Origin of the sequence: Pandoraea morbifera, assembly GCF_902459575.1 — a bacterium.
GTDB classification, from domain to species: domain Bacteria; phylum Pseudomonadota; class Gammaproteobacteria; order Burkholderiales; family Burkholderiaceae; genus Pandoraea; species Pandoraea morbifera.
On sequence record NZ_CABPSD010000015.1, the window covers coordinates 50709 to 73904 of the forward strand.

Below are 23196 nucleotides of genomic sequence, written 5' to 3' on the forward strand. Positions count from 1 at the left end.
GGCGGTCTCCTAGGCGGCCTTGGTCGGCAGATTCGACGGTTCGGCCGCGCCGAAGTCTTCCGGGAAATGGTTCAGCGCGGACAGCACGGGGTAGGGCGTCATGCCGCCCATTGCGCACAGCGAGCCGGCGAGCATGGTGTCGCACAGGTCGCGCAGCAACTTGATTTGCTTCGGACGGTCGCGTCCGTCGATGATCCGATCCATCACTTCGACGCCGCGCGTCGAGCCGATACGGCACGGCGTGCACTTGCCGCACGATTCGATGGTGCAGAACTCCATCGCGTAACGCGCGAGTTTGGCCAGGTCCACGGTATCGTCGTGGGCCACGATGCCGCCGTGTCCGAGCACTGCCCATAGCGCCGCGAACGCTTCATAGTCGAGCGGCGTGTCCCATTGCGATTCCGGCAGGTAGGAGCCGAGCGGGCCGCCGACCTGGACGGCGCGCAGCGGACGCCCGGTGATGGCGCCTCCGCCGTAGTCGTAAAGGATTTCGCGCAGCGTCACGCCGAAGGCCTTTTCGATGAGGCCACCGTACTTGATGTTGCCGGCGAGCTGGATCGGCAGTGTGCCGCGCGAGCGTCCCATGCCGAAGTTTTTGTAGAATTCGGCGCCGCGATCCATGATGATCGGCACCGACGCGAGCGAGATCACGTTGTTGATGACCGTCGGTCGCCCGAACAGACCCTCGATGGCGGGCAGCGGCGGCTTGGCGCGCACCACGCCGCGCTTGCCTTCCAGGCTCTCGAGCAGCGCCGTTTCCTCGCCGCAAACGTAAGCGCCCGCCGCCTTGCGAACTTCGAGATGGAAGGTCTGGCCCGAGCCCAGGATGTTCTCGCCGAGGTAGCCCGCGCTCACGGCATTGGCAATCGCCTCATTGAGCACTTCGATGGAATGCGGATACTCGCTGCGCACGTAGATATAGCCGCGCGTGGCGCCCACGGCGATGCCGGCAATCGTCATGCCCTCGACGAGCACGAGCGGATCGCCCTCCATGAGCATGCGATCGGCGAACGTGCCCGAGTCCCCCTCGTCGGCATTGCAGACGATGTACTTCTGGTCGGCGGGCGTGTTGAGCACGGTCTTCCACTTGATGCCGGTCGGGAACGCCGCGCCGCCACGGCCGCGCAGCCCCGATTCGGTGACTTGCGCGACGATGGCCCCGCCGTCCATGGCGAGTGCGTTGCGCAGTCCCTTGTAGCCGTCGTGGGCGACGTAGTCGTCGACAGAAACCGGATCGGTCACGCCCACGCGGGCGAACGTCAGGCGTTCCTGCTTCTTGAGATAGGGAATCGCTTCGGTCAGCCCCAGCGCGAGCGGATGATCGCCGCCGGCGGTGACGTTGGCGTCGAACAGGCCGGCGACGTCATCGACCTCCACCGGACCGTAGGCAACGCGTCCGGCAGGCGTCTCGACTTCGAGCAGCGGCTCGAGCCAAAGCATGCCGCGCGTGCCATTGCGCACGAGTTCGATCTCGACGCCGCGCTTGGCGGCCTGCGCACGGATGGCGTCGGCGACTTCGTCGGCGCCCAGTGCGAGCGCGGCGGAGTCACGCGGGAGATAAAGGCGCACCGGGGCCTTGGCGGAAGGGGTGGCTTGGCTCATACGGCATCCTTGGCGCGGGCGACCAGACGGTCGAATTTCTCGGGAGTGACGCGCGCGTGCAGCTTGTCGTCGATCGTGATGGCCGGCGACGTGGCGCACTGGCCCAGACAGAACACCGGCTCCAGCGCAACATCGCCGCTGTGGCTGTGCATCGTGCAGCCGAGCACGCGTTCGGCATGCGCGACCAGGGCGTCGGCCCCCATGCTCTGGCACGCCTCGGCGCGGCAAATCTGCACGACGTGGCGCGGCGGCGGGCTGGTGCGGAAGTGGTGATAGAACGTGATCACGCCATGCACTTCGGCGCGGGACAGGTTCAGGGCGTTGGCAATGACGGGCACGGCATCGGGGGGAACGAAGCCGAAAGCTTCCTGAACGTCATGGAGGATCGGCAGAAGGGGGCCTTCCTGAGCTGCATGGGCGTCCAGAATCGCTTGCACCGTCGCGACGGAAAAAGCCTCGCGCATGGCTGATGTCTCCTGTTTGGCACGCCGTGGGGAACGGTGTGCCTGAGGGTGTTGGGTTATCTGTTCTTGTCCTGCCCCGGGGCGAGAGACCCAATGGTCACATCCGGCGACGCTGCTCGGGTCTAGCGATCAGCGCGGCGCCGGACGAGCGTGCGGCACATAGCCCCCACCATATGCCGCACGGGTTCGGTCTCTCGCCCGTTGCTTACTTCGTCAACTCTTGGTACCGGTGCCGAAGCGTCAGTATGTGAAACACGATATATGATATACGGTATACGTGCAATAGATTCGGACCGGCTTTGGCAGGATCGTTTACCCGTAATTCGGCGTCGTGATGCATATGCGCGGGCTGACGATGCCGCGCCGCTTACCGGGGGTGGGAAATGCGGGAGAGGGCGGTCGGGGCGCTGGACATTCCGGAGGCGGGCGAGGCGGGAAGCGGGGCCGCGGCCAGAAGGCCGGAGACGGAAGGCGGGAATGAAAAAGCCGGCGACACGTGCATGTCGCCGGCTTCCTGTCGAGCGGACGTCGCCGGATGCGCGGCGTTGTACGCCGGCGGCATTACTCGAGGAAGTCGCAGTGCTCTTCGACGAAAGCGGCCAAACCCAGCGTGTGATCGCGCGCGAGTTTCTCGGCCAGTTCGGTGTCCCGCTTCTCGAGCGCCGTGATGATCTTCAGGTGGTCGACAATGGAGCGGGCGGCCCGGTCATTCTGCGCAATCGTCACTTTGCGAATGGCGCGCACGTGAATGAACAGGTTCTTGATCGTGTTGGCGATGGCCTGCGAACCGCCGAGGTTGATCAGCGCCTGGTGGAAGTCGATGTTCGCGTCGGAATACTCTTCAATGTGGTCCGTCGGCGGCGCGTTCACGAACTCGTCGAAGAGATGGCGCAGCTTGGCGATCTCCTCGTCGCTCGCGTGCAGCGTGGCCAGCCTCGCGGACATGCCTTCCAGGGCGGCCCACATCTGAATCATTTCGACGATTTCGCGCTTGGTCTTGCGGATGATGAAGATGCCTCGTCGCGGCACCGTGCGCAGGAAGCCTTCCTGCTCCAGCAACGTCATGGCTTCGCGAATCGGGGTGCGCGAAACGCCGAGCACCTGGATGAGCTGGCGCTCATCCAGGCGAATTTCTTCTTTCTGGTTATAGATATCGGCATCGGCGATCGCTTTTTTCAGCAGCGCATACGCCTGATTGCGAAAGCTCGTGGTCGTATCGATCGGCTCCAGCACGAGCGGAGTCACGCGTGCCGGAGTTGGGGTGATCAGGGACATGCAATAGTCTCCTAGGTATTACGGCCCCTTCAGAGGCGCAATGCTTGCTGCCCCACGATAGTTGCCGGCTTCGTGACGAGTTTACCCGATTCGTTTGCCTGCGTGGTTTCCGGCAGGTACGCGAAACGACCGTTGGTTTCGGCCTTTTCGAGCATCGAGGCCGGCAGCGCGACGAAGAGGTGAACCATCGCGACACCGGCGGCGAGGGCGGAAGCCAAGGCAAGCAGAGTAAGTGCAGTGACCAACATGATGAAGCTCCTGATGAACGTTGAACGGTAAGCCAAAGTGGGGGAGAACCTGCTTTGCATTGTATGTCGCAACGCAACAAGTCTCAAGATATACCACATACCGAATATCAAAATTCATCATTTTTCGGGACGTTCTTCAGGTCACCGGACGTTCCTGCCGTCCAAATTTGTCTCTTTTTCCGATAGTCATCAGTGACTCGATAATGGCTGTGAACCTCCTTGGATGTCCGTCCGGCTTGCGTTAGTGCAAATTTCGGGACGCGATGCTCGCGCACGGTTCCCTTCGGGGGAGGCGAAACGTTCGGGGTGATGCCAACCTGCGTTATTGCGTTGCCGCGAAGCCACATCCGCGTGTCCCACTTATCGTTCGCGTCCACCGTGTCGACGATGGTCCGATCGTGAGGTGCGACGCCATCGGTCAGGCAAAAAATCGGCCGCGACCGGTACCCGGCGGCGGCGCATGTCGGCGATTGCGGGCAACGGGCGCGGGCGCGCGGCACGGCATCCCACGCCGCCGCTCGCATCCGCTGTGCCGCCTATATATATAGGCAGTGCGAGCGGGAAGCGATCGGCGTCCCGCCCGCAAAATGTTTCAATTAAGCAACGCGCGTCGGTTGCCCCGGGTCATCGTCAGGCGGCCTTGGCGGCAAGACGCTCCTGCGCGGCGGCGACCGCATCGGGTTGCGTCATGAATTCACGCTGCTTGATCAGGGCGAGCACCACGTCGAGCGTTGGCGTCGGCACGTTCGCCAGTCGGCCCATCTCCTGCACGACCGACACGAGCGGATCGATTTCCATGGCGCGACCGCGCTCGAGATCCTGGAGCATCGACGTCTTGTGCGCACCAACGGCGCCCGCGCCATTGATGCGGCGCTCCACGTCGACCCGGAAATGCACGCCGAACTTGTCGCCGATGGCCTTCGCCTCGAGCATCATGGCCTTGGCCACGGCACGCGTTCCCGGATCGCTGGCGATGATGTCCAGCGTACCGTGCGTGAGGGCGGAAATCGGATTGAAGCAGAGGTTGCCCCAGAGCTTGAGCCAGATCTCGTCGCGGATGTTGTCGCGAATCGGCGCATCGAGTCCGCCGGCGGTCATCATTTGCGAGAGCTTCTCCACGCGCTCGGTACGCTCGCCACTGGCTTCGCCCAACGGGAACTTCGTGCCGTACACGTGCTGAATCACGCCGGGGGCCACGACTTCCGTTGCCGGATAGACGACGCAGCCGATTGCGCGCTCCGGACCGAGCTCGCGCCACTGGCGGCCACCCGGATCGATGCTCTCGAGCGTCGTGCCTTCGAGCGCGCCGCCGTGTTTGTAGAAATACCAGTAGGGGATGCCGTTGACGGCGGTCACCACGGCGGTGTCCGGGCCCAGCAGCGGTTGCATCGCGTCGAGAACCGACGGCACCGAGTGCGCCTTGAGGGCGATGATCACGTAGTCCTGCGGGCCCAGCTCTCGCGGATCGTCCGTGCATCGCAACTGGGCGACGCGCTCTTCGCCATCGATCAGCAGCTTGAGTCCGTTCTCGCGCATGGCCGCAAGATGCGGGCCACGTGCGACCAGACTGACTTCGGCTCCGGCGCGCGCGAGTTGCACGCCCAGATAGCCGCCGATGGCACCGGCGCCATAGATGCAAATCTTCATGAAGTCTCTCCCTCCAAAGGTCAATCGAAACCTGGGGCCTGGTATGGGCCGTTTGTTCTTCTAGTTTTTACTAATACCAAATGTTGTATATCGTATATCACAAGAAGGGTAGCGCCAAGCGTCTGCGGGCGAAATGCCCTCATGGTTTCCCCGCAGACGGCCGAGAAACGGGGCAGTCGATCTGTGAGCCCAACGGCAATGAAACGGGGGCATCGATTCGCGCCTGGCGTCGAATGAGTGAATTATTACGGTGTGTTACAGAGAGGACGAAGAGGGGGCGCACACGCACTCTTGTGAGTTAAATTATCAAAAATATCGTCTTGTGCTGGTTTTAAAAATTGCCAAGGAGCCCGATATAAAAGGGCGGAGCGCCTTGTTTGGCAAGCTCCTGGGATCGGGTTAACTCCTTAGTGTTTTCGCATTGCGTTGTTGCGGCGCTTCGTCCTACAGTGGCGTTACTGTATCTAGCCGCCACTTAGAACAGTGCCTCGCGTGCCGGAGTTGTTGTCGATGCAATGGACGAAAACGACTTCGGCACGCGAGGAGAAAAACGAGGACAGCAATAAATTAGTGTTGACTTATATCTGATATATCGTATATTTCGTTCGGTATATTTACGGGAAAATGCAATGGACGCCCGTAAGCATCAGAGACAAGTCGACGAGGCAAAGACCTCGTAAAGCATACCCAGGGGGCACAGACCCCATCCGGAAGGTGTTGTTGTTGTGAAGCTGCCAAACAACTGGAAACCGATGGAGGAGGTACAAGTGGAGACGACTAATCAACACGGTAAGCAATCCGTGTTCGCGAGCCCTTGGGTTCAGCTCGTGTTCGGCGTGATTTGCATGGCGATGATCGCCAACCTGCAGTACGGGTGGACGCTGTTCGTCAACCCGATCGACGAGAAGTATCACTGGGGCCGCACGGCCATTCAGGTGGCATTCACGATCTTCGTCGTGACCGAAACCTGGCTCGTGCCGATCGAAGGGTATCTGGTCGACAAGTTTGGCCCGCGCCCGGTCGTGGTAGGCGGTGGTTTGCTGTGCGGCGTGGCATGGGTCTTGAACGCCTATGCGTCGTCGCTGCCGATGCTGTATTTCGCGGCGGCGGTCGGCGGTGTCGGCGCCGGTGCGGTGTATGGCACCTGCGTGGGCAACGCGCTGAAGTGGTTCCCGGATCGTCGCGGTCTCGCCGCGGGCCTGACGGCTGCCGGTTTCGGCGCGGGTTCGGCGCTGACCGTCGTGCCGATCGCCAACATGATCAAGTCGAGCGGCTACGAGAACACGTTCCTGACCTTCGGTCTGGGGCAGGGGATCATCGTGCTGGTGCTTGGTCTGGCGCTCGCCAACCCGCCGGCATCGATCGAAGCGCTCAAGAAGCTGGCTCCGGGCGCCATGCGCTACAACGCCAAGCCGACGGAAGTCATGCGCTCGCCCGTGTTCTGGCTGATGTACCTGATGTTCGTGCTGATGGCGGCCGGTGGTCTGATGGCAACGGCCCAACTCGGCCCGATCGCCAAGGACTACGGTCTCGATCAGGCGCCGGTGTCGATTCTCGGCCTCACGCTGCCCGCACTCACCTTCGCACTGGCCATCGACCGTGTGCTCAACGGGGTGACGCGTCCGGTGTTCGGCTGGATCTCGGACAAGATCGGGCGTGAAAACACGATGTTCATCGCCTTCGCGATGGAAGCCGCGGGGATCTACGCGCTGGCGAAGTTCGGCCAGCACCCGGTGGCCTTCGTGATCCTGACCGGTCTGGTGTTCTTTGCCTGGGGCGAAATCTATAGCCTGTTCCCGGCAACGTGCGCCGACACGTACGGCTCGAAGTACGCCGCGACCAACGCGGGGATGCTGTACACCGCGAAGGGGACCGCCGCTTTGCTGGTGCCCTTCTCGAGCATCATCACCACGTCGACCGGGAGCTGGCAGGCCGTGTTCATGATCGCTTGCGCGATGAATGCCTTTGCCGCCTTCCTTGCCCTGTTCGTACTCAAGCCGATGCGGGCTCGTCTGGCACAGCGTTACGCCAACGACTACCGGGAGCAATCCGGCGAGACGATCGTGAAGCCCGCGGACCTGAGCCGCAGCACCACGTAAGCAAGGCATCGAGAAGCAGCCTGGCTGAATGGATTAGCGAAATGTTTGACCGGCGTGCAATCCGAGTCCTCGCGGGCCCGGTTGCACGACCGGATGAGCAAGTAGAGAAGTTGGACAGGAACACCCACTAATCGTCAGACAAGACGACGCAACACTGAAACCGGAAAAATTGGAGGAGAGAATTATGTCCATTGCGATGACCGTGCCAGTCGGCAAGGCGGAAAACCACACCGCGGGCGACACGCTCAAAGACAGTAGCCGACACGCGAACATCGTGTCCGAGGCAGAAACGACCGATGGCTTCCATCTGGTCATCGATGCTCTCAAAGCGAACGACATCGACACCATCTTCGGTCTGGTGGGGATTCCCATCACGGACCTTGCCCGTCTTGCACAAGCCGAAGGCATGCGCTTCATCGGCTTCCGCCACGAACAGCATGCGGGCCATGCCGCGGCCATCGCCGGCTACATGACGCAGAAGCCGGGTATCTGCCTGACGGTGTCTGCACCGGGCTTCCTGAATGGCCTGACGGCACTTGCCAACGCCACGACGAACTGCTTCCCGATGATCCTCATCAGCGGTTCGAGCGAACGTGAAATCGTCGACCTGCAGCAGGGCGACTACGAGGAAATGGATCAGCTCAATGCGGCCAAGCCGTATTGCAAGGCGGCCTACCGCGTGCTGCATGCCGAAGACATCGGTGTGGGCCTGGCCCGCGCCATTCGTGCTGCCGTGTCCGGCCGTCCGGGCGGCGTGTATCTGGATCTGCCGGCCAAGCTGCTGGCCCAGACCATCGACGCCAAGAAGGCCAAGGAATCGCTCATTCGCGTGATCGACGCCGCACCGCGCCAGATCCCGGCACCGGATGCCGTGGCACGCGCACTCGACGTGATCAAGGGCGCCAAGCGTCCGCTGATTCTGCTGGGCAAGGGCGCTTCGTATGCACAGGCCGACGCCGACATTCGCGCGCTGATCGAGAAGACCGGCATTCCGTACCTGCCGATGTCGATGGCCAAGGGCCTGCTGCCGGACACGCACGAGCAGTCGGCTGCCGCCGCACGCTCCTTCGTGCTGCAAGAGGCCGACGTCGTCGTGCTGATCGGCGCGCGCCTGAACTGGCTGCTCGCGCACGGCAAGGGCAAGACCTGGGGCTCGGCGCCGAAGAAGTTCGTGCAGATCGACATCTCGCCGACGGAAATCGACAGCAACGTGGCGATTGCCGCGCCGGTGATCGGCGACATCGGCTCGTGCGTCTCGGCGCTGCTCGGCGGCATCGACGCCAGCTTCCCGAAGCCTTCGTCAGAGTGGACGGGCGCCATTGCCGAGCGCAAGAACAAGAACCTCGCGAAGATGGCGGCCACGCTGGCGCAGAACCCGTCGCCGATGAACTTCCACAGCGCGCTCGGTGCCATTCGCGACGTGCTCAAGAAGCACCCGGACATCAACCTGGTGAACGAAGGCGCGAACACGCTCGATTACGCGCGCAGCATCATCGACCAGTACCAGCCGCGCAAGCGCTTCGACTCGGGTACGTGGGGCGTGATGGGCATCGGCATGGGCTTCGCCATCGGCGCGGCCGTGACGAGCGGCCTGCCTGTCGTGGCCATCGAAGGCGACAGCGCGTTCGGCTTCAGCGGCATGGAGCTCGAGACGATTTGCCGTTACGAGCTGCCGGTCACCACCGTCATCTTCAATAACAACGGCGTCTATCGCGGCACCGACGTGAACCCGACGGGCGGCAAGGACGTGGCCCCGACCGTGTTCGTGAAGGACGCACGCTACGACAAGATGATCGAGGCCTTCGGCGGCATCGGCTATCACGTCACCACGCCGGAAGAACTGACGAAGGCACTCGAGGCGTCGATCGCTTCGGGCAAGCCGGCGCTCATCAATGCCGTCATCGACGAGGCCGCCGGTACGGAAAGCGGCCGTCTGACGAACCTGAATCCGCAAAGCGCGGCGATGAAAAAGTAATCCGAGTCAATTTAGGAGACATCACATGAGCAAACCCCTCGAAGGCATCAAGATCATCGACTTCACGCACGTGCAAGCGGGCCCGGCCTGTACCCAGTTGCTGGCGTGGTTCGGCGCGGACGTGATCAAGGTGGAGCGCCCGGGTTCGGGCGACGTCACGCGTAACCAGCTGCGCGACATCCCCGACGCCGATGCCTTGTACTTCACGATGCTCAACAGCAACAAGCGCTCGTTGACCCTGGATACGAAAACGCCGGAAGGCAAGGAAGTGCTCGAGAAGCTGGTCAAGGAATCGGACGTGCTCGTCGAGAACTTCGCTCCGGGCGCCCTGGATCGCATGGGCTTCACGTGGGAGCGTCTGAACGAACTGAACCCGAAGCTGATCGTGGCATCGGTCAAGGGCTTCTCGGACGGTCACCACTACGACGACCTGAAGGTGTACGAGAACGTGGCCCAGTGCGCCGGTGGCGCCGCCTCGACGACCGGCTTCTGGGACGGCCCCCCGACGGTGTCGGCCGCGGCCCTGGGCGACAGCAACACCGGCATGCACCTGGCCATCGGCATTCTGACGGCGCTCATCGGTCGCGGCCAGACCGGGCGCGGCCAGAAGGTCGCCGTCTCGATGCAGGATTCGGTTATCAACCTGTGCCGAGTGAAGCTGCGCGACCAGCAGCGTCTGGACCGTGTCGGCTACCTCGAAGAGTATCCGCAGTATCCGCATGGCGAATTCACCGACGTGGTGCCGCGTGGCGGCAACGCCGGCGGTGGCGGCCAGCCGGGCTGGGTGCTCAAGTGCAAGGGCTGGGAGACGGACCCGAACGCGTACATTTACTTCACGATTCAGGGCCACGCGTGGGAGCCGATCTGCCGCGCCATCGGCAAGCCGGAATGGATCGACGATCCGAACTACAACACCGCGCAAGCTCGTCAGCCGCACATCTTCGATATCTTCGCGACCATCGAAGCGTGGCTGGCCGACAAGACGAAGTACGAAGCGGTCGACATCCTGCGCAAGTTCGACATTCCGTGCGCACCGGTGCTGTCGATGAAGGAAATCGCGAACGATCCGTCGCTGCGTGCGTCGGGCACGATCGTCGAAGTGCCGCACAAGCAGCGTGGCTCGTATCTCACCGTCGGCAGCCCGATCAAGTTCTCGGGTCTGAAGCCGGAAATCACGGGTTCGCCGCTGCTCGGTGAGCACACCGACGAGATTCTGTCCGAGCTGGGCTACAGCAAGGATCAGATCGCCAGCCTGCACGCATCGCGTTCCGTCTGACGACGGGCGGCGGCTCGCCGCCGCCGCATCCGTCGCATCGCGCGCGCCGGATCCGCCTTTGGGCGGAGAGGGCGCGTGCCGTGCGACGGATGCGAAGCAAACAGGTCAAGCGTGTTCATGGGTGCGGCGCCGAACGGGGCGCGCACCCATTTTTATTTTCGGGACCGGATTGTCCTTTAATTGATGTAATTTATTGGCATGTTTGGCGGTCGTTCGAACCCGCCGAAACCTGTCTTTTGTCATTCCTACAATCGTCCTGGAGACATCATGAGCGCATCCGTCGACGTCAATCAATTGGTGCAGGTGGTGGGCGACGCCATCGTCGTTGCCGACCCGAACAACATCATTACGCTGTGGAATTCAGGGGCGGAGAAGATGTTCGGTTTCTCGGCGGACGAGGCCGTCGGCCAGCCACTCGATATCATCATCCCCGACCGTCTGCGTGCACGTCACAACGAGGGTTACGCGAAGACCATGCAGACGGGGCAGACCAAATACGGCAGCGACCTGCTGAAGGTCCCGGCAGCGCACAAGGACGGTCGCGCGATGTCGATCGCCTTCACCGTTGCGCTGCTGCACGGCGCGCAAGGCGAAGTCACTGGCATCGTGGCCGTGATTCGTGACGAGACCGTGCGTTTCCAGGAGGATCGCCAACTGCGCAAACGCATCGCCGAACTCGAAGCCAAGGTGGCGGCCACCGCGGGCTGAGTTTCATCGCAGGCGCGCATGGCGCGCGCCGACGCCGATGACAGGAAGCACCGATGTGCGACATCCGAAAGGGGGTGTCGGACATCGGTGCTTTTTTCATTTCAAGACGACAGTCGGCGTGGAAAATCGCTTATGGGTATTTTGTATTCAATATATTCAAGGAGTCATCCACACGATCTGCATCAATTCGCGTGGTTTCAGGCGGCGGGCGCATGCCTGTAAACCCCTAGAACACGGATAACCAACGGAAGATGCTGCAATGCGGATCCCCTGTATTCACGGGGGTGGCGGACATTCTTGCATGATTACCCCGCAACACAGCAAAGCGTATCGGCAACAAAAAGCCGTTGATAAAATATCGTGTATGAAATACCGTATATCACAATAAGCGGACAGCGACGTGAATGGCGCCCAAAGAGGCGACGCGCGTCGTCGATTCCGGCGAGACTTCCGGCGCTGACGTCCTTTCCGGCCGCATGCCTGCATGTCTCGCGCACCGATCACATAAACGACGTCGCTTCAGGAGGAGACAAACCACCATGGGCAAAGCACTTGAAGGTGTGCGCATACTCGACTTCACCCACGTGCAGTCGGGACCTACGTGTACGCAATTGCTGGCATGGTTCGGCGCCGACGTGATCAAGATCGAACGGGCCGGTCACGGCGATGTCACGCGCGAGCAATTGCGCGACATCCCCGACGCGGACAGCCTGTACTTCACCATGCTCAATAGCAACAAGCGCTCGATCACGCTCGACACGAAGCACCCGGAAGGCAAGGCGGTGCTCGAGCGCATGATCCGCGACTGCGATGTGCTGGTGGAGAACTTCGCCCCGGGGGCCCTGGATCGCATGGGCTTCACGTGGGAGCACATCCATTCGCTCAACCCGCGCATGATCGTGGCCTCGGTCAAGGGTTTCGGTCCCGGGCCGTACGAGGATTGCAAGGTCTACGAGAACGTGGCGCAATGCGTGGGCGGTGCCGCATCGACGACCGGTTTCGACGATGGCCCGCCCATGGTCACGGGGGCGCAGATCGGCGACTCGGGAACGGGGCTGCATCTCGCGCTGGGCATCGTGACGGCGCTGTATCAGCGCACGATGACCGGCGAGGGGCAGCGCGTGCTGACCGCCATGCAGGACGGCGTGCTTAACCTGTGCCGCGTGAAGTTGCGCGATCAGCAGCGCCTGGAGCGCACGCGGGTCATGGAAGAGTATCCGCAATACCCGAACGGCCAGTTCGGCGACGCGGTGCCGCGTGCCGGCAATGCCTCGGGCGGCGGCCAGCCCGGCTGGATTCTCAAGTGCAAGGGCTGGGAGACCGATCCCAACGCCTACATCTATTTCATCACGCAGGCCCCGGTGTGGGGTTCGATCTGCAAGGTGATCGGCAAGCCGGAGTGGGTCGAGCATCCGGACTATGCGACGCCGCGCGCGCGTTTGCCTCGGCTGCGTGAGATCTTCGACACGATCGAGCAATGGACCATGACGAAATCGAAGTTCGAGGTCATGGGCATTCTCAACCAGTACGACATTCCGTGCGGGCCGATTCTGTCGATGAAGGAAATCGCCGAAGACATGTCGCTGCGCGAGACCGGGACGATCGTGGAAGTCGATCACCCGACGCGCGGCAAGTACCTCACCGTCGGCAATCCGATCAAGCTCTCGGCCAGCCCCACGCACGTGGAGCGCTCGCCGCTGCTCGGCGAACACACCGACGACGTGCTCTCCGAATTCGGCTACAGCGCGCAGCAGATCGCCGCGCTGCGCGAAGTCGGCGCGGTCTGAGCCGCGCCGCAAGCGCACGAGCGTCTGCACGAGGCAGATGTGCATGACACCGAGACATCGTGTCCGGCGCGCATACGGCGAACGCTGCCGTGCCGCCGGGCCGCTAAAGGAATGGCAATCGCATGAAACTCTGGACCCGCTTCAAGACTGCGCACGGGCGCATCGGCTTTGGCCTGCTGCAGGACGATCAGATTCTCGAGCATCGCGGCAGTCTCTACGACACACCGATCGCGACGGGGGCGACGCTCGCGCGCGACGCGGTCGACCTGCTGTGTCCGTGCGAGCCGACCAAGATCGTGGCGCTGTGGAACAACTACCACGCGCTCGGCGCGAAGCTCGGCAAGGCCGCGCCGTCGCATCCGCTGTTTCTCATCAAGCCTGCGACCACGCTCAACGGGCCCGGCGCGGTGATCCGACGTCCCGCGTCGTATGCCGGCAAGATCGTTTTCGAGGGCGAACTGGGCGTGGTAATCGGCAAGACGGCGAGTCACGTGAGCGAGGAGGCCGCGCGCGATCACATTCTCGGCTACACGCTGGTCAACGACGTGACCGCCGCTGAAATCATCGAGCAGGACGGCAACTTCGCGCAGTGGACACGTGCCAAGGGCTTCGACACGTTCGGCTGCCTGGGGCCGGTCATCGCGCAGGACTTCGACTGGCGCGAAGCCGAACTCGTCACCCGTCTCGACGGGACGGAGCGACAGCGCTACCCGCTCGCCGACATGATCTTCAACCCGTGGCAGCTCGTTGCGCGCTTGTCGCAGGACATGACGCTGCTGCCCGGCGATGTGATCGCGGTGGGCACGTCCATCGGTGTGGGCTCGATGAAAGAGGGCGCACTGGTGGAAGTGAGCATCGACGGTCTGGGCACGCTGGCCAACCGCATGGGCTGACGCGCGGCGGATCCGCAACCGATTTCACGGTGGTCGGCCGGGGTGGCAATGGCCTGAGTCGATCGCCCTTTTTCATTCTGACCTGACGTTGCGTCAGGCCACCGGCATCAGCGATGCGAGCGATCGCCATGTTCGCCGTCGATGTCGACGGCGTTCGCGACCGGCGGTGGCACCGGGCTCTTGTAGGCCATCATGCCGTCGATGAGCATGGCGCCTTCGTCGAGGAGGAACTGACGAAACGCGAGCGCCACGGGCGGCAGCCGTTTGCTGCGGCGGTGCACGACGTACCAGCTTTGCCACGCGGGAAAGCCCTCCACGTCGAGCACCGTCAGTTGGCCGGTCCGCAATTCCATGCCGACGGTGTGGGCCGACAGAAAGCTGATGCCCATGCCCGCCACGACCGCCTGCTTGATGGTCTCCGTACTGGCGATTTCCATCGTGATCTTCAACTGCTGGGTGCGCTCGCCAAACGCATCCTGCAGGGAGTTCCAGGTGTCGGAGCCACGCTCGCGGCTGATGAACGGCTCTTGCGTGAGACGGGAGAACGGAATCTGGCGTTGATCGGCCAGCGCATGACCGGGCGGCGCCACGATGACATAGGGGTGCGGTGCGAAAGCCTCGTTGATCGTATCGATTTCGTGAGGCGGGCGCACCATCACCGCCAGGTCGGTGAGGTTTTCGGTGAGCTGGTGCAGCAGTTCCTCGCGGTTGTGCACGGTGAGGTTGAGCGTTACGCCGGGATGGCGAGCGGTGAACGCGGCGAGCAGACGGGGAAAGAAGTAGTCTCCCGCGCTGATCACGGCCACGTTCAGCTTGCCGCCCGTAATGCCCTTGAGGTGGTCCATTGCCTCTTCGGTCTCGCGAAAGAGCGCAATGATCGCGCGGCTGTAGTGAAGCATTTCGCTGCCCGCCGGGGTGAGAAAGACCTTCTTGCCCAGTTGTTCGAAAAGCGGCAGCCCGGCGTGCGTCTCGAGTTGCTTGACCTGCGTGGAGACGGCCGGTTGGGTGAGATGCAGTTCTTCGGCGGCGCGCGAAAAGCTCAGATGGCGCGCCACGGCTTCGAAGACCTTCAGTTGGCGGAGCGTGGCGTGTTTCATGCGGCGTGCTTCCAGGAAGTCGGTCGGGCAAGGCCGGGCAGGCAACGTCGCATCGCGACGCGCGCAGCGTTGGCGTACCTGGCAAAGTATAAGTAATCGTAGATGGTTTGCATAATTAACTTTAACTGTCTTTTATACGTCGGGCTGCGTAATCTGCAATGGCAGCCCGGATGAAGGTGGTGTGACAGCAAAGCGTCGGTGACGCGTCATGCCAGGCGAGCGCGGGACTGCGAAGACGAACACTGATTCTGGGAGAACACCATCATGTCTGTCATCGAAACGCATATCAAACCCGCCGCCCTGGCACCGGTTGCCGACGCGCATCTGCACGCGTTCAACAACGCATTCGTTGAACTGGGTCTGGACTGGTATTGGGATAACCACACGTACACCCGCTTGCTGCACACCACGGGTAATCAGGATTTGCCGCTGGCGTATCTCGAGGGCGCTTCGGCGCAGGCGCTGCGCATGGCCGAGCTGGTGTTGATCGGGGCTTACCTCGACGGCCATCAGCCGCACTTGCTGCGTGCCTACGAACCGGAGTTCCTGTGCGATCTGATTCATTGCACCAAGGTGCGTTGCTTCGAAGCCGCCAATGAAGGACGTTCGATGCAGGCACCGCGAGCCGCCGCGGCCTGAGTTTCACAACACGACAGGGGCTCAGACCCCGAGATAATAACTATGCATATTGGCATTCCAAAGGAGACGGCCGGCGGCGAATCCCGCGTCGCGGCCACACCGGAAACGGTGAAGAAACTGGTGGGCGCGGGACATCGCGTCACCGTGGAGCATGGCGCCGGCGAGGCGGCGAGCGTACCCGATGCGGCCTACGTCGCGGCCGGTGCCTCGAGCGGCAGCGCGGCCGACGCCCTTGGCGCCGAACTCGTGCTCAAGGTACGTGCACCGTCGATCGCGGAAGTCGCACAGATTCCGCGCGGCAGCGTCGTGGTCGGCATGCTCAATCCTTTCGATGCCGAGAACAACGCGCGCATGGCCGCGGCCGGTATCGTCGGCTTCGCCCTGGAGGCCGCGCCGCGCACCACGCGTGCGCAAAGCATGGACGTCTTGTCCTCGCAGGCCAATATCGCCGGCTACAAGGCCGTGATGCTCGCGGCCAATCTCTATCAACGCTTCATGCCGATGCTCATGACGGCCGCGGGCACCGTGAAGGCCGCGCGCCTGGTCGTGCTCGGCGCCGGTGTGGCGGGCTTGCAGGCGATCGCCACCGCCAAGCGCCTGGGCGCCGTGATCGAAGCCTCGGATGTGCGACCGGCCGTGCGCGAGCAGATCGAATCGCTCGGCGCCAAGTTCATCGACGTGCCGTTCGAGACCGACGAAGAACGCGAGATCGCCAAGGGCGTGGGCGGCTACGCGCGCCCGATGCCCGCCGCATGGCTCGCGCGTCAGGCCCAGCTGGTGCACACGCGCCTCACGCAGGCCGACATCGTGATCTCCACCGCCCTGATCCCGGGGCGCGCGGCGCCCACGCTGATCGCCGAAGACACCGTCAAGGCCATGAAGCCCGGCTCGGTGATCATCGATCTGGCGGCCGGACGCGGCGCGAACGGCGGCGGCAACTGCCCGCTGTCGGTGGCCGACGAAGTCGTCAAGGTCCACGGCGTGACCATCGCCGGCTACACCAATCTGGCGGGCATGGTCGCGGCGGATGCGTCCGCGCTGTACGCGCGTAACGTGCTCGACTTCCTGAAGCTGGTGATCGACAAGGAAGGCAAGCTCGTCATCGATACCAACGACGACATCGTCAGCGCGTGCCTGATGTGCCGCGACGGTCAAGTGCTGCGTGCGGCTTAAGGGGGAGCGGACATCATGGAAATGATCAATCACACGGTGATCAATCTGATCATCTTCGTGCTGGCGGTGTACGTCGGCTATCACGTGGTGTGGAACGTCACGCCGGCGCTGCACACGCCGCTCATGGCGGTGACCAATGCGATCTCGGCCATCGTGATCGTGGGGGCCATGCTGGCGGCGGGCCTCACTGAAGGCGCGCTCGGCAAGACGATGGGCGTGGTCGCCGTGGCGCTGGCCGCGGTGAACGTGTTCGGGGGCTTCCTCGTCACGCAGCGCATGCTGGAGATGTTCAAGAAAAAAGACAAGGCCCCGGCGAAGACGGCGGCGAACGACGAAGCCGCGGCAAAGGGAGCGCACTGACATGAGCATGAATCTTGTGACGCTGTTGTACCTGGTCGCGTCGATCTGTTTCATTCAGGCGCTCAAGGGCCTGTCGAATCCAAAGATGGCGCGCCGGGGCAATGCCTTCGGCATGATCGGCATGACGATCGCCGCGCTGACCACCGTGGCGCTGATCTTCGAGTTGCGTAAGCTCTCGAACGGCAATTTCTCGGGCCTCGGCCTGATTCTGGCTGGGCTGGTCGTCGGTGGCGGCATCGGCGCATTTGTCGCCCGCAAGGTCGAGATGACGAAGATGCCGGAGCTGGTCGCGGCAATGCACTCGCTGATCGGTCTGGCGGCCGTGTGCATCGCGGTGGCCGCGGTGGCGGAACCGGCCGCGTTCGGCATCGTGCCGGCCGGCGAGACGCTGCTGCCGCCGGGCAACCGCATCGAGCTGTTCATCGGCACGTTCGTGGGCGCGATCACGTTCTCGGGCTCGGTCATCGCCTTCGGCAAGCTCTCGGGCAAGTACAAGTTCCGACTGTTCCAGGGTGCGCCGGTGGTATTCAAGGGCCAGCACATGGTGAACCTGGCGCTGGCCATCGCGATGCTCGGCTTCGGCATCGCCTTCTTCGCCTCGCAGAGCTGGACGCCGTTCGTCATCATGACGGCCATCGCCTTCGTGCTCGGCGTGCTCATCATCATCCCGATCGGCGGCGCGGACATGCCGGTGGTCGTGTCGATGCTGAACTCGTACTCGGGCTGGGCGGCCGCGGGGATCGGCTTCTCGCTGAACAACCCGATGCTCATCATCGCGGGATCGCTGGTGGGGTCCTCGGGCGCGATTCTCTCGTACATCATGTGCCGCGCGATGAATCGCTCGTTCTTCAACGTGATCCTGGGCGGCTTCGGTGCGCAGGCCGGCGCCGGCGCCGCGGGTGGCGAGCAGCAGCAGCGCCCGGTCAAGTCGGGCTCGCCCGACGACGCCGCGTTCCTCATGAGCAACGCCGAATCGTTGGTGATCGTGCCGGGATACGGCCTCGCCGTGGCACGGGCCCAGCACGCTCTCAAGGAGCTGACCGACAAGCTGGTGGAGAAGGGCGTGAGCGTGCGCTACGCGATTCACCCGGTCGCGGGCCGCATGCCGGGGCACATGAACGTGCTGCTGGCCGAGGCCGAGGTGCCGTACGACCAGGTGCTCGAGATGGACGAGATCAACGGCGAGTTCGGGCAGACGGACGTGGTGCTGGTGCTCGGGGCGAACGACGTGGTGAACCCGGCTGCGAAGAACGATCCGCAGTCCCCGATCGCGGGCATGCCGATTCTCGAGGCGTACAAGGCCAAGACGATCATCGTGAACAAGCGCTCGATGGCTGCCGGCTACGCCGGTCTGGACAACGACCTGTTCTATCTCGACAAGACCATGATGGTGTTCGGCGACGCGAAGAAGGTCGTCGAAGAGATGGTCAAGGCGGCTGCCTGAGCGCCGGCAGCGGCGGCAGGCGACGTTTGAAGCGTAAGGGGCGCGCCGCCCGGTGCGGCGCGCCGGAGTCATTCCGGTGGCTCGTTGGCTCACTTCCTCGCAGGGCACTAGCACATGAACGTATCGCTGAGACAACTCAAGGTCTTCATGGTCGTGGCGCGCAGCAAGAACTTCAGCCGCGCGGGCGCCGAGATCGGTCTGACACAACCGGCCATCAGCCGCTGTATCAACGAACTCGAAGGTCAGCTTGGCCTGCGTCTGGTCGATCGCACGACGCGTGAAGTCGCGTTGACCGACGCCGGTATCACTCTCGCGAGCAGTCTCGATCGTGTGCTCGACGAGCTCGAAATCGCGTTGCTGCAGACGCATGGCGCCGAAGCGCGCACCACGGGCCGCGTGCGCATTGGCGCGGCTCCGACGATTTCCGCCACGCTCCTGCCGCGCGTGCTGCTGGCGTCTCAGGCGACATATCCCGACATTGCGCTTGCGCTCGTGGACCAGATGCAGCGCGCCGTGCTCGACAGCGTGCGTGCAGGCGACGTCGACTTCGGCATCGTGGTCGCCCCGCAGGGGGCTGACGATCTCACGACTGAACACCTGATGAGCGAGCCGTTCTGCCTGGTGTGCCGAAGCGATCATCCGCTCGCGGAGCAGGGCGCGGTGCACTGGTCGGAACTGTCTGGCGAAAACCTCGTGCTGCTCAATCAGAGCTCGGGCAGTCGGCCGCTGATCGACCGCGCGCTCACGACGCAAAAGGTCCAGGGCAACATCACGCAGGAGCTCGGTCACGTGAGCACCATTTTCCGCATGGTGCAGGAAGGACTCGGCGTGAGCGTGCTGCCGCCGCTGGCATTGCCGCTGCCCGAGAACTCGACGCTCGCCGTGCGCCCGCTGCTGCCGGCGTTCGAGCGCAACATCGTGCTCGTTCGGCGCAAGAACCGCTCGCTCTCCCCGGTGGCGCACACCGTCTGGGAACTGATCCATCGTGTCGTGCGCGAGCGCAACAAGGGATTTGCGATGGCGGCGGCGCGCGAGGTGACTGCCCATACCACCTCGACCGAATGAATCCACGAATCGAATCAATGACTTGTATCCATTCATCAAGCACTTGTCCACAGACTTGAACACAAAATCTGTGGATAAGACGGAGACGCGGGCGGGCTGTCTGCCCACCTGTGCCTGGGCCTGACGCCTCAGAGCGAAATTTCCTTTTCGATCAATCAGTTGTGCATGCTGCGCCGTTCGTTGTCCACAGCTTTGTGAACAAAAACGGTGGATAAGTCCTCGCCATCTCGCACTCCCGTCCTTCGACGCCTGTCCCGACGATCCCCACATCGCGGGCCGGCGACCACTCCCCATAGCGCAGCGTCGCATTGCCAAGATGCGTCGCCGCATCGATGCCTAGGATGCCCAATGGCCCCCTCCCGGCACCGGGCGCGGCACGTTGTGGCTTGACCCGGGGTCTCGTTCCTCGATCAGGAGTGTTCGATGTTTCCTTCCCTGTCGCCTTGCGCGCCTTCCGCGCCTTCCGCATCTTCCGCATCTTCCGCATCTTCCGCATCTTCCGCGCCCGCCGCACCGACGTCCGCCTCCGCGCTTGCCGACCTCGGCCGCATCGCCGATGGGGCGCCGCATCACGACGACACGCGGCCGTGTGCCGCACAGGCATGCGCCCCGGCATTCGATCGCGAGGCCTGCTGCCAGCTTTGGCAGGCCGACGTGGCGGCCCTGCGCTGGCAATTCGCGGCGTTGCCGCCGTCGAGCACGCAGCGCGCCGCACTGCGCTCGGCGGCGGTTATGCCGGTGGGCAAAATTGCGGCGTTTCTGGAACCGCTGCTGGCCCGCGGCCCGGCCGGGCAGGCATTGCTCGGCACGCGCGAGCAACTGGCTTTGCGGGAAGTGATTCTGCTGCCGGCTGGCCATATCGGCATCGACCTGCTGCGAGACGCCGGACTGTCGGAGGAGGCCGCGCATGATCTGTGCGACCTGCTGCAGGATGCGCCCGAAGACGCGGTCATGGAGACGCTCGTCGAGTTCGGTGCGTCGCCGTCTCCGCTCACGACGTGGTGGACGCAGGCAACGCCGGCCGACGATCTCGGGTCGCGCGACGCTTGCCGGGCGCTTCGCATACTGCAACTGGCAGGCTACCGCCAATGGCCCTTCGACGAGCCGATCTGGCGCGGGGCGGTCATGCTTGCGGCGCAGGCGTTGCGGCTCGATCCGGCGTCCGGCGTGCCTCGCAACCCGTACCTGGGGCGAGCGTTGCTCGATCTGCTGCCGCGCAATCCGCATGCGCAACGGCTGATGACGACGTTTACCGGCGAGCCCGTTCTGCTGTTCGCGATGCGCCACGGCATGCCCGCGGCGGCCGTCGACATCATGTTGTCGCTGGGGTTCGATCCCAATGTGCCGTCGCCTCACGCGTGCGCGGTGTCCGGCGACGCGGTGCCTGTCTTGCCGGAAGCGCGTGCGCTGCACTACGCGGCCATCCACGGGGATGTTTCCACGCTCGGGTTGCTGGCCTGCCATGGCGTCGACGTCAACGCGCGGGACGCGCGCGGGTATCCGCCTATCCTGTATGCGAAAGCGGGCGCGGCGACGCTGCACGGCGGCAATCCCTCGACAATCCTGCGCATCGCGGGACGCACCGATCCTCGGTTGCGCGACGATACGGCCACCGTGGTGCGCACGCTGCTGACCCTGGGCGCCGATCCGCGCCTGTGCGGTCGCGACGGGCTGGGCGTCGGGCGGACGTTGATGCTCTCGGTCATGGCGGCGCGCGACGGCGGCGGGCGCGCGCATTGGCCGGAGTTCGAGGCGCTGATCGTCAAACTGCGCGATCTGGGCGTGCACTTCGATACACCGCATGGCTGTGGCGTGCCCGAAGTCATGGCATTCGCGTCGAGTCATGCGGCACAGCGTCCGGATGACGCCATCTGGTCGCTCGGCGAATTGTTGCGCAAGCTGGCCGCCTGGTAATCCCGAGGTCTCGGCAGCGGGGGGGCGGCGTTCTCCCGCCGCTCCCCCGCGTTTCCATTCATGTGGCAGTGCACGGCAATGTCACGCAGAGTGCGCTAGAATCGTTCCCAGCGAGTCCCGCATCGCGCCGGAACTCCGTCACGGTTCTCTTCTCACGACAACGCAGTGTTCTCTGCCGCGTCATTCCTGTTTTCGTTGCGATTCCCATGACTTCTGAAACGACGAAGCCGCGCGGGGGCTTTTGGCCTGCGCGCGCGGCGACGATGGCATTGCTGTTTTGCAGCGGCTTCCTGTATGCGACATGGGGCGTGCATGTGCCCACGGTCAAGGCCATGTTCGACCTGAACGATGCGAACCTTTCGGTGGCGATGTTCGCGGTCGCCGGCGGCGCGCTCCTGACCATGTCGCGCATGGCGCGCTGGGTCGGGCGCGCGGGAAGCCGTCGGGCGAGTCTGCAATCCGGCATCGCGCTCGCCCTCACCAGCGCGTTCATTCTGTCGATGCCGAACTACTGGGGCCTCGTGGGCTGGCTCGCGCTCTACGGCGCGGCGAACGCCACGTACGACGTGGCCGTCAACGCGCAGGCCGCCACGCTCGAAGCGCGTTATCGAAAGCCGATCATGGCGTCGCTGCACGGGTGCTTCAGCCTCGGCGGCATGTCCGGCGCGATGGTCGGCGGCGCGTGGCTCGCGCATCAGGGCTCGCCGCAGTGGCACGTCGGTCTTGCCGCATTGGCCTGCGCGCTGGTGATGGTGGTCGGCGCACGCTATCTGCAACCGGACATGCTGCCGGGCGAGGCGCCGGTCGACGCGGGCAAGTCGGGCAAGTCGGGCAAGCCGGGCAAGTCGGGCGATATGCCCGCGGCGCGCACGCCGCAGCCCGCGCGCGACGAGGCGTCGCGACGCAAGTTGCATCGACGGCTCACGGGCTTCGGCATCCTCGCGTTTCTCGGCCTCGTGGTAGAGGGTGCCATGTACGACTGGACCGCCGTGTACATGCGCGAGGTCGTGTCGGCACAGGGCGCCTGGATCGGCGCAGGCTACGCGGCGTTCTCGCTCGGCATGGCCGGAGGCCGCTTCGGCGGCGATCCGGTGCGCGCCCGCATGGGAGGGGCGCGCCTGTTGCGTGTGAGCAGCCTGGTTTGCGTGGCCGGTGTGTTGATGGCGCTGCTCTGGCGAGTCCCGGCAGCGGCCGTCGCCGGCTTCGCGCTCGCGGGACTCGGACTCTCGAACGTCATGCCGGTCATGTTCGCGGCGTCGGGCGAAGCGGCCCGCGCGGGCGGCATGGCGAGTGCCGAGGCGATCGCCGTCATGGCACGCCTGGCCTATCTCGGATTGCTCGTGGGACCGGTCGTGATCGGGGCGATGGCGCACGGCGTCAGTCTGCCGTTCGCGTTGGGTGCCGGTCTGCTCTGCATCGTGCCGATCGCGCTGCTTGCCCCGACGATGCTGGCGGGCGTCGACGCTCGCGCCGGGCATTGACGCCCGGTCGCGTCGGACGTCCGAGCATGCCTCGCGCCGAGGCACATGG

Annotated in this window: 19 protein-coding genes; 13 read left to right on the forward strand and 6 right to left on the reverse strand. The window is 63.9% G+C overall.

Features of this window, described 5'->3' with window-relative positions:
* Positions 1–9: 9 nt before the first annotated feature.
* The 5 genes from PMO31116_RS20085 to PMO31116_RS20105 all read right to left on the reverse strand — a co-directional run bounded on the left by PMO31116_RS20085 (position 10) and on the right by PMO31116_RS20105 (position 5236).
* Complete coding sequence (locus PMO31116_RS20085) at positions 10–1602, reverse strand: formate dehydrogenase beta subunit (protein WP_150568237.1); 1593 nt, start codon at positions 1600–1602, stop codon at positions 10–12.
* On the reverse strand, positions 1599–2066 hold the full coding sequence (locus PMO31116_RS20090; RefSeq protein ID WP_150568238.1) for a formate dehydrogenase subunit gamma: 468 nt from the start codon (positions 2064–2066) through the stop codon (positions 1599–1601). The genes PMO31116_RS20085 and PMO31116_RS20090 overlap by 4 nt, the downstream gene beginning before the upstream one ends.
* A gap of 561 nt (positions 2067–2627) precedes the next feature.
* Positions 2628–3341, reverse strand: a complete 714-nt coding sequence (locus PMO31116_RS20095) for a GntR family transcriptional regulator (protein WP_039366703.1) — start codon at positions 3339–3341, stop codon at positions 2628–2630.
* Between the two features lie 29 nt (positions 3342–3370).
* Entirely contained in the window at positions 3371–3589 is a 219-nt protein-coding gene (locus PMO31116_RS20100; RefSeq protein ID WP_150568239.1) for a hypothetical protein, read from the reverse strand.
* A gap of 630 nt (positions 3590–4219) precedes the next feature.
* The gene (locus tag PMO31116_RS20105) at positions 4220–5236 is read right to left on the reverse strand and encodes a 2-dehydropantoate 2-reductase (protein ID WP_150568240.1); all 1017 of its coding nucleotides are present in this window, start codon (positions 5234–5236) and stop codon (positions 4220–4222) included.
* Between the two features lie 752 nt (positions 5237–5988).
* Between PMO31116_RS20105 and oxlT the strand changes: the two genes are divergently transcribed.
* The 6 genes from oxlT to PMO31116_RS20135 all read left to right on the forward strand — a co-directional run bounded on the left by oxlT (position 5989) and on the right by PMO31116_RS20135 (position 13974).
* Positions 5989–7335, forward strand: a complete 1347-nt coding sequence (gene oxlT, locus PMO31116_RS20110) for an oxalate/formate MFS antiporter (protein WP_150568241.1) — start codon at positions 5989–5991, stop codon at positions 7333–7335.
* A gap of 184 nt (positions 7336–7519) precedes the next feature.
* Positions 7520–9310, forward strand: a complete 1791-nt coding sequence (gene oxc / locus PMO31116_RS20115) for an oxalyl-CoA decarboxylase (protein WP_174971532.1) — start codon at positions 7520–7522, stop codon at positions 9308–9310.
* Between the two features lie 25 nt (positions 9311–9335).
* Positions 9336–10586 (forward strand): formyl-CoA transferase, encoded by a 1251-nt coding sequence (frc, locus tag PMO31116_RS20120; RefSeq protein ID WP_150568242.1) that lies wholly within the window; start codon positions 9336–9338, stop codon positions 10584–10586.
* A 267-nt stretch (positions 10587–10853) separates the two neighbouring features.
* Complete coding sequence (locus tag PMO31116_RS20125) at positions 10854–11294, forward strand: PAS domain-containing protein (protein ID WP_150568243.1); 441 nt, start codon at positions 10854–10856, stop codon at positions 11292–11294.
* A 539-nt stretch (positions 11295–11833) separates the two neighbouring features.
* The gene (frc, locus tag PMO31116_RS20130) at positions 11834–13081 is read left to right on the forward strand and encodes a formyl-CoA transferase (RefSeq protein ID WP_023596918.1); all 1248 of its coding nucleotides are present in this window, start codon (positions 11834–11836) and stop codon (positions 13079–13081) included.
* 122 nt (positions 13082–13203) lie between these two features.
* A complete protein-coding gene (locus PMO31116_RS20135; RefSeq protein WP_150568244.1) occupies positions 13204–13974 on the forward strand; it encodes a fumarylacetoacetate hydrolase family protein in 771 nt (256 codons plus the stop codon).
* Between the two features lie 107 nt (positions 13975–14081).
* Here the strand turns inward: PMO31116_RS20135 and PMO31116_RS20140 are convergent, their stop codons facing one another.
* Positions 14082–15071, reverse strand: a complete 990-nt coding sequence (locus tag PMO31116_RS20140) for a LysR family transcriptional regulator (RefSeq protein WP_150568245.1) — start codon at positions 15069–15071, stop codon at positions 14082–14084.
* A gap of 264 nt (positions 15072–15335) precedes the next feature.
* Between PMO31116_RS20140 and PMO31116_RS20145 the strand changes: the two genes are divergently transcribed.
* The 7 genes from PMO31116_RS20145 (at position 15336) to PMO31116_RS20175 (ending at position 23147) form a co-directional block, all read left to right on the forward strand.
* Positions 15336–15710: an HAD family hydrolase gene (locus tag PMO31116_RS20145; RefSeq protein ID WP_145863293.1), complete on the forward strand. Its 375-nt coding sequence runs from the start codon at positions 15336–15338 to the stop codon at positions 15708–15710.
* A gap of 42 nt (positions 15711–15752) precedes the next feature.
* On the forward strand, positions 15753–16883 hold the full coding sequence (locus PMO31116_RS20150; RefSeq protein ID WP_023596914.1) for a Re/Si-specific NAD(P)(+) transhydrogenase subunit alpha: 1131 nt from the start codon (positions 15753–15755) through the stop codon (positions 16881–16883).
* Between the two features lie 15 nt (positions 16884–16898).
* Entirely contained in the window at positions 16899–17243 is a 345-nt protein-coding gene (locus tag PMO31116_RS20155) for an NAD(P) transhydrogenase subunit alpha part 2 (protein ID WP_023596913.1), read from the forward strand.
* 1 nt (position 17244) lies between these two features.
* Positions 17245–18687 carry an NAD(P)(+) transhydrogenase (Re/Si-specific) subunit beta gene (locus PMO31116_RS20160; protein ID WP_023596912.1) on the forward strand — a complete coding sequence of 481 codons (1443 nt, stop codon included), beginning with the start codon at positions 17245–17247 and terminating at the stop codon, positions 18685–18687.
* 114 nt (positions 18688–18801) lie between these two features.
* Positions 18802–19752 (forward strand): LysR family transcriptional regulator, encoded by a 951-nt coding sequence (locus PMO31116_RS20165; RefSeq protein ID WP_150568246.1) that lies wholly within the window; start codon positions 18802–18804, stop codon positions 19750–19752.
* A 423-nt stretch (positions 19753–20175) separates the two neighbouring features.
* Positions 20176–21666: an ankyrin repeat domain-containing protein gene (locus PMO31116_RS20170; protein ID WP_150568247.1), complete on the forward strand. Its 1491-nt coding sequence runs from the start codon at positions 20176–20178 to the stop codon at positions 21664–21666.
* A gap of 263 nt (positions 21667–21929) precedes the next feature.
* Positions 21930–23147 carry an MFS transporter gene (locus PMO31116_RS20175; protein WP_174971536.1) on the forward strand — a complete coding sequence of 406 codons (1218 nt, stop codon included), beginning with the start codon at positions 21930–21932 and terminating at the stop codon, positions 23145–23147.
* Positions 23148–23196: the final 49 nt, after the last annotated feature.

Excerpts from the sequence above, each read along its gene's own strand:
- PMO31116_RS20085 (WP_150568237.1), bottom strand. The coding sequence starts at position 1,602 with ATGAGCCAAGCCACCCCTTCCGCCAAGGCCCCGGTGCGCCTTTATCTC.
- PMO31116_RS20090 (WP_150568238.1), bottom strand. The coding sequence starts at position 2,066 with ATGCGCGAGGCTTTTTCCGTCGCGACGGTGCAAGCGATTCTGGACGCC.
- PMO31116_RS20095 (WP_039366703.1), bottom strand. The coding sequence starts at position 3,341 with ATGTCCCTGATCACCCCAACTCCGGCACGCGTGACTCCGCTCGTGCTG.
- PMO31116_RS20100 (WP_150568239.1), bottom strand. The coding sequence starts at position 3,589 with ATGTTGGTCACTGCACTTACTCTGCTTGCCTTGGCTTCCGCCCTCGCC.
- PMO31116_RS20105 (WP_150568240.1), bottom strand. The coding sequence starts at position 5,236 with ATGAAGATTTGCATCTATGGCGCCGGTGCCATCGGCGGCTATCTGGGC.
- oxlT (WP_150568241.1), top strand. The coding sequence starts at position 5,989 with ATGGAGGAGGTACAAGTGGAGACGACTAATCAACACGGTAAGCAATCC.
- oxc (WP_174971532.1), top strand. The coding sequence starts at position 7,520 with ATGTCCATTGCGATGACCGTGCCAGTCGGCAAGGCGGAAAACCACACC.
- frc (WP_150568242.1), top strand. The coding sequence starts at position 9,336 with ATGAGCAAACCCCTCGAAGGCATCAAGATCATCGACTTCACGCACGTG.
- PMO31116_RS20125 (WP_150568243.1), top strand. The coding sequence starts at position 10,854 with ATGAGCGCATCCGTCGACGTCAATCAATTGGTGCAGGTGGTGGGCGAC.
- frc (WP_023596918.1), top strand. The coding sequence starts at position 11,834 with ATGGGCAAAGCACTTGAAGGTGTGCGCATACTCGACTTCACCCACGTG.
- PMO31116_RS20135 (WP_150568244.1), top strand. The coding sequence starts at position 13,204 with ATGAAACTCTGGACCCGCTTCAAGACTGCGCACGGGCGCATCGGCTTT.
- PMO31116_RS20140 (WP_150568245.1), bottom strand. The coding sequence starts at position 15,071 with ATGAAACACGCCACGCTCCGCCAACTGAAGGTCTTCGAAGCCGTGGCG.
- PMO31116_RS20145 (WP_145863293.1), top strand. The coding sequence starts at position 15,336 with ATGTCTGTCATCGAAACGCATATCAAACCCGCCGCCCTGGCACCGGTT.
- PMO31116_RS20150 (WP_023596914.1), top strand. The coding sequence starts at position 15,753 with ATGCATATTGGCATTCCAAAGGAGACGGCCGGCGGCGAATCCCGCGTC.
- PMO31116_RS20155 (WP_023596913.1), top strand. The coding sequence starts at position 16,899 with ATGGAAATGATCAATCACACGGTGATCAATCTGATCATCTTCGTGCTG.
- PMO31116_RS20160 (WP_023596912.1), top strand. The coding sequence starts at position 17,245 with ATGAGCATGAATCTTGTGACGCTGTTGTACCTGGTCGCGTCGATCTGT.
- PMO31116_RS20165 (WP_150568246.1), top strand. The coding sequence starts at position 18,802 with ATGAACGTATCGCTGAGACAACTCAAGGTCTTCATGGTCGTGGCGCGC.
- PMO31116_RS20170 (WP_150568247.1), top strand. The coding sequence starts at position 20,176 with ATGTTTCCTTCCCTGTCGCCTTGCGCGCCTTCCGCGCCTTCCGCATCT.
- PMO31116_RS20175 (WP_174971536.1), top strand. The coding sequence starts at position 21,930 with ATGGCATTGCTGTTTTGCAGCGGCTTCCTGTATGCGACATGGGGCGTG.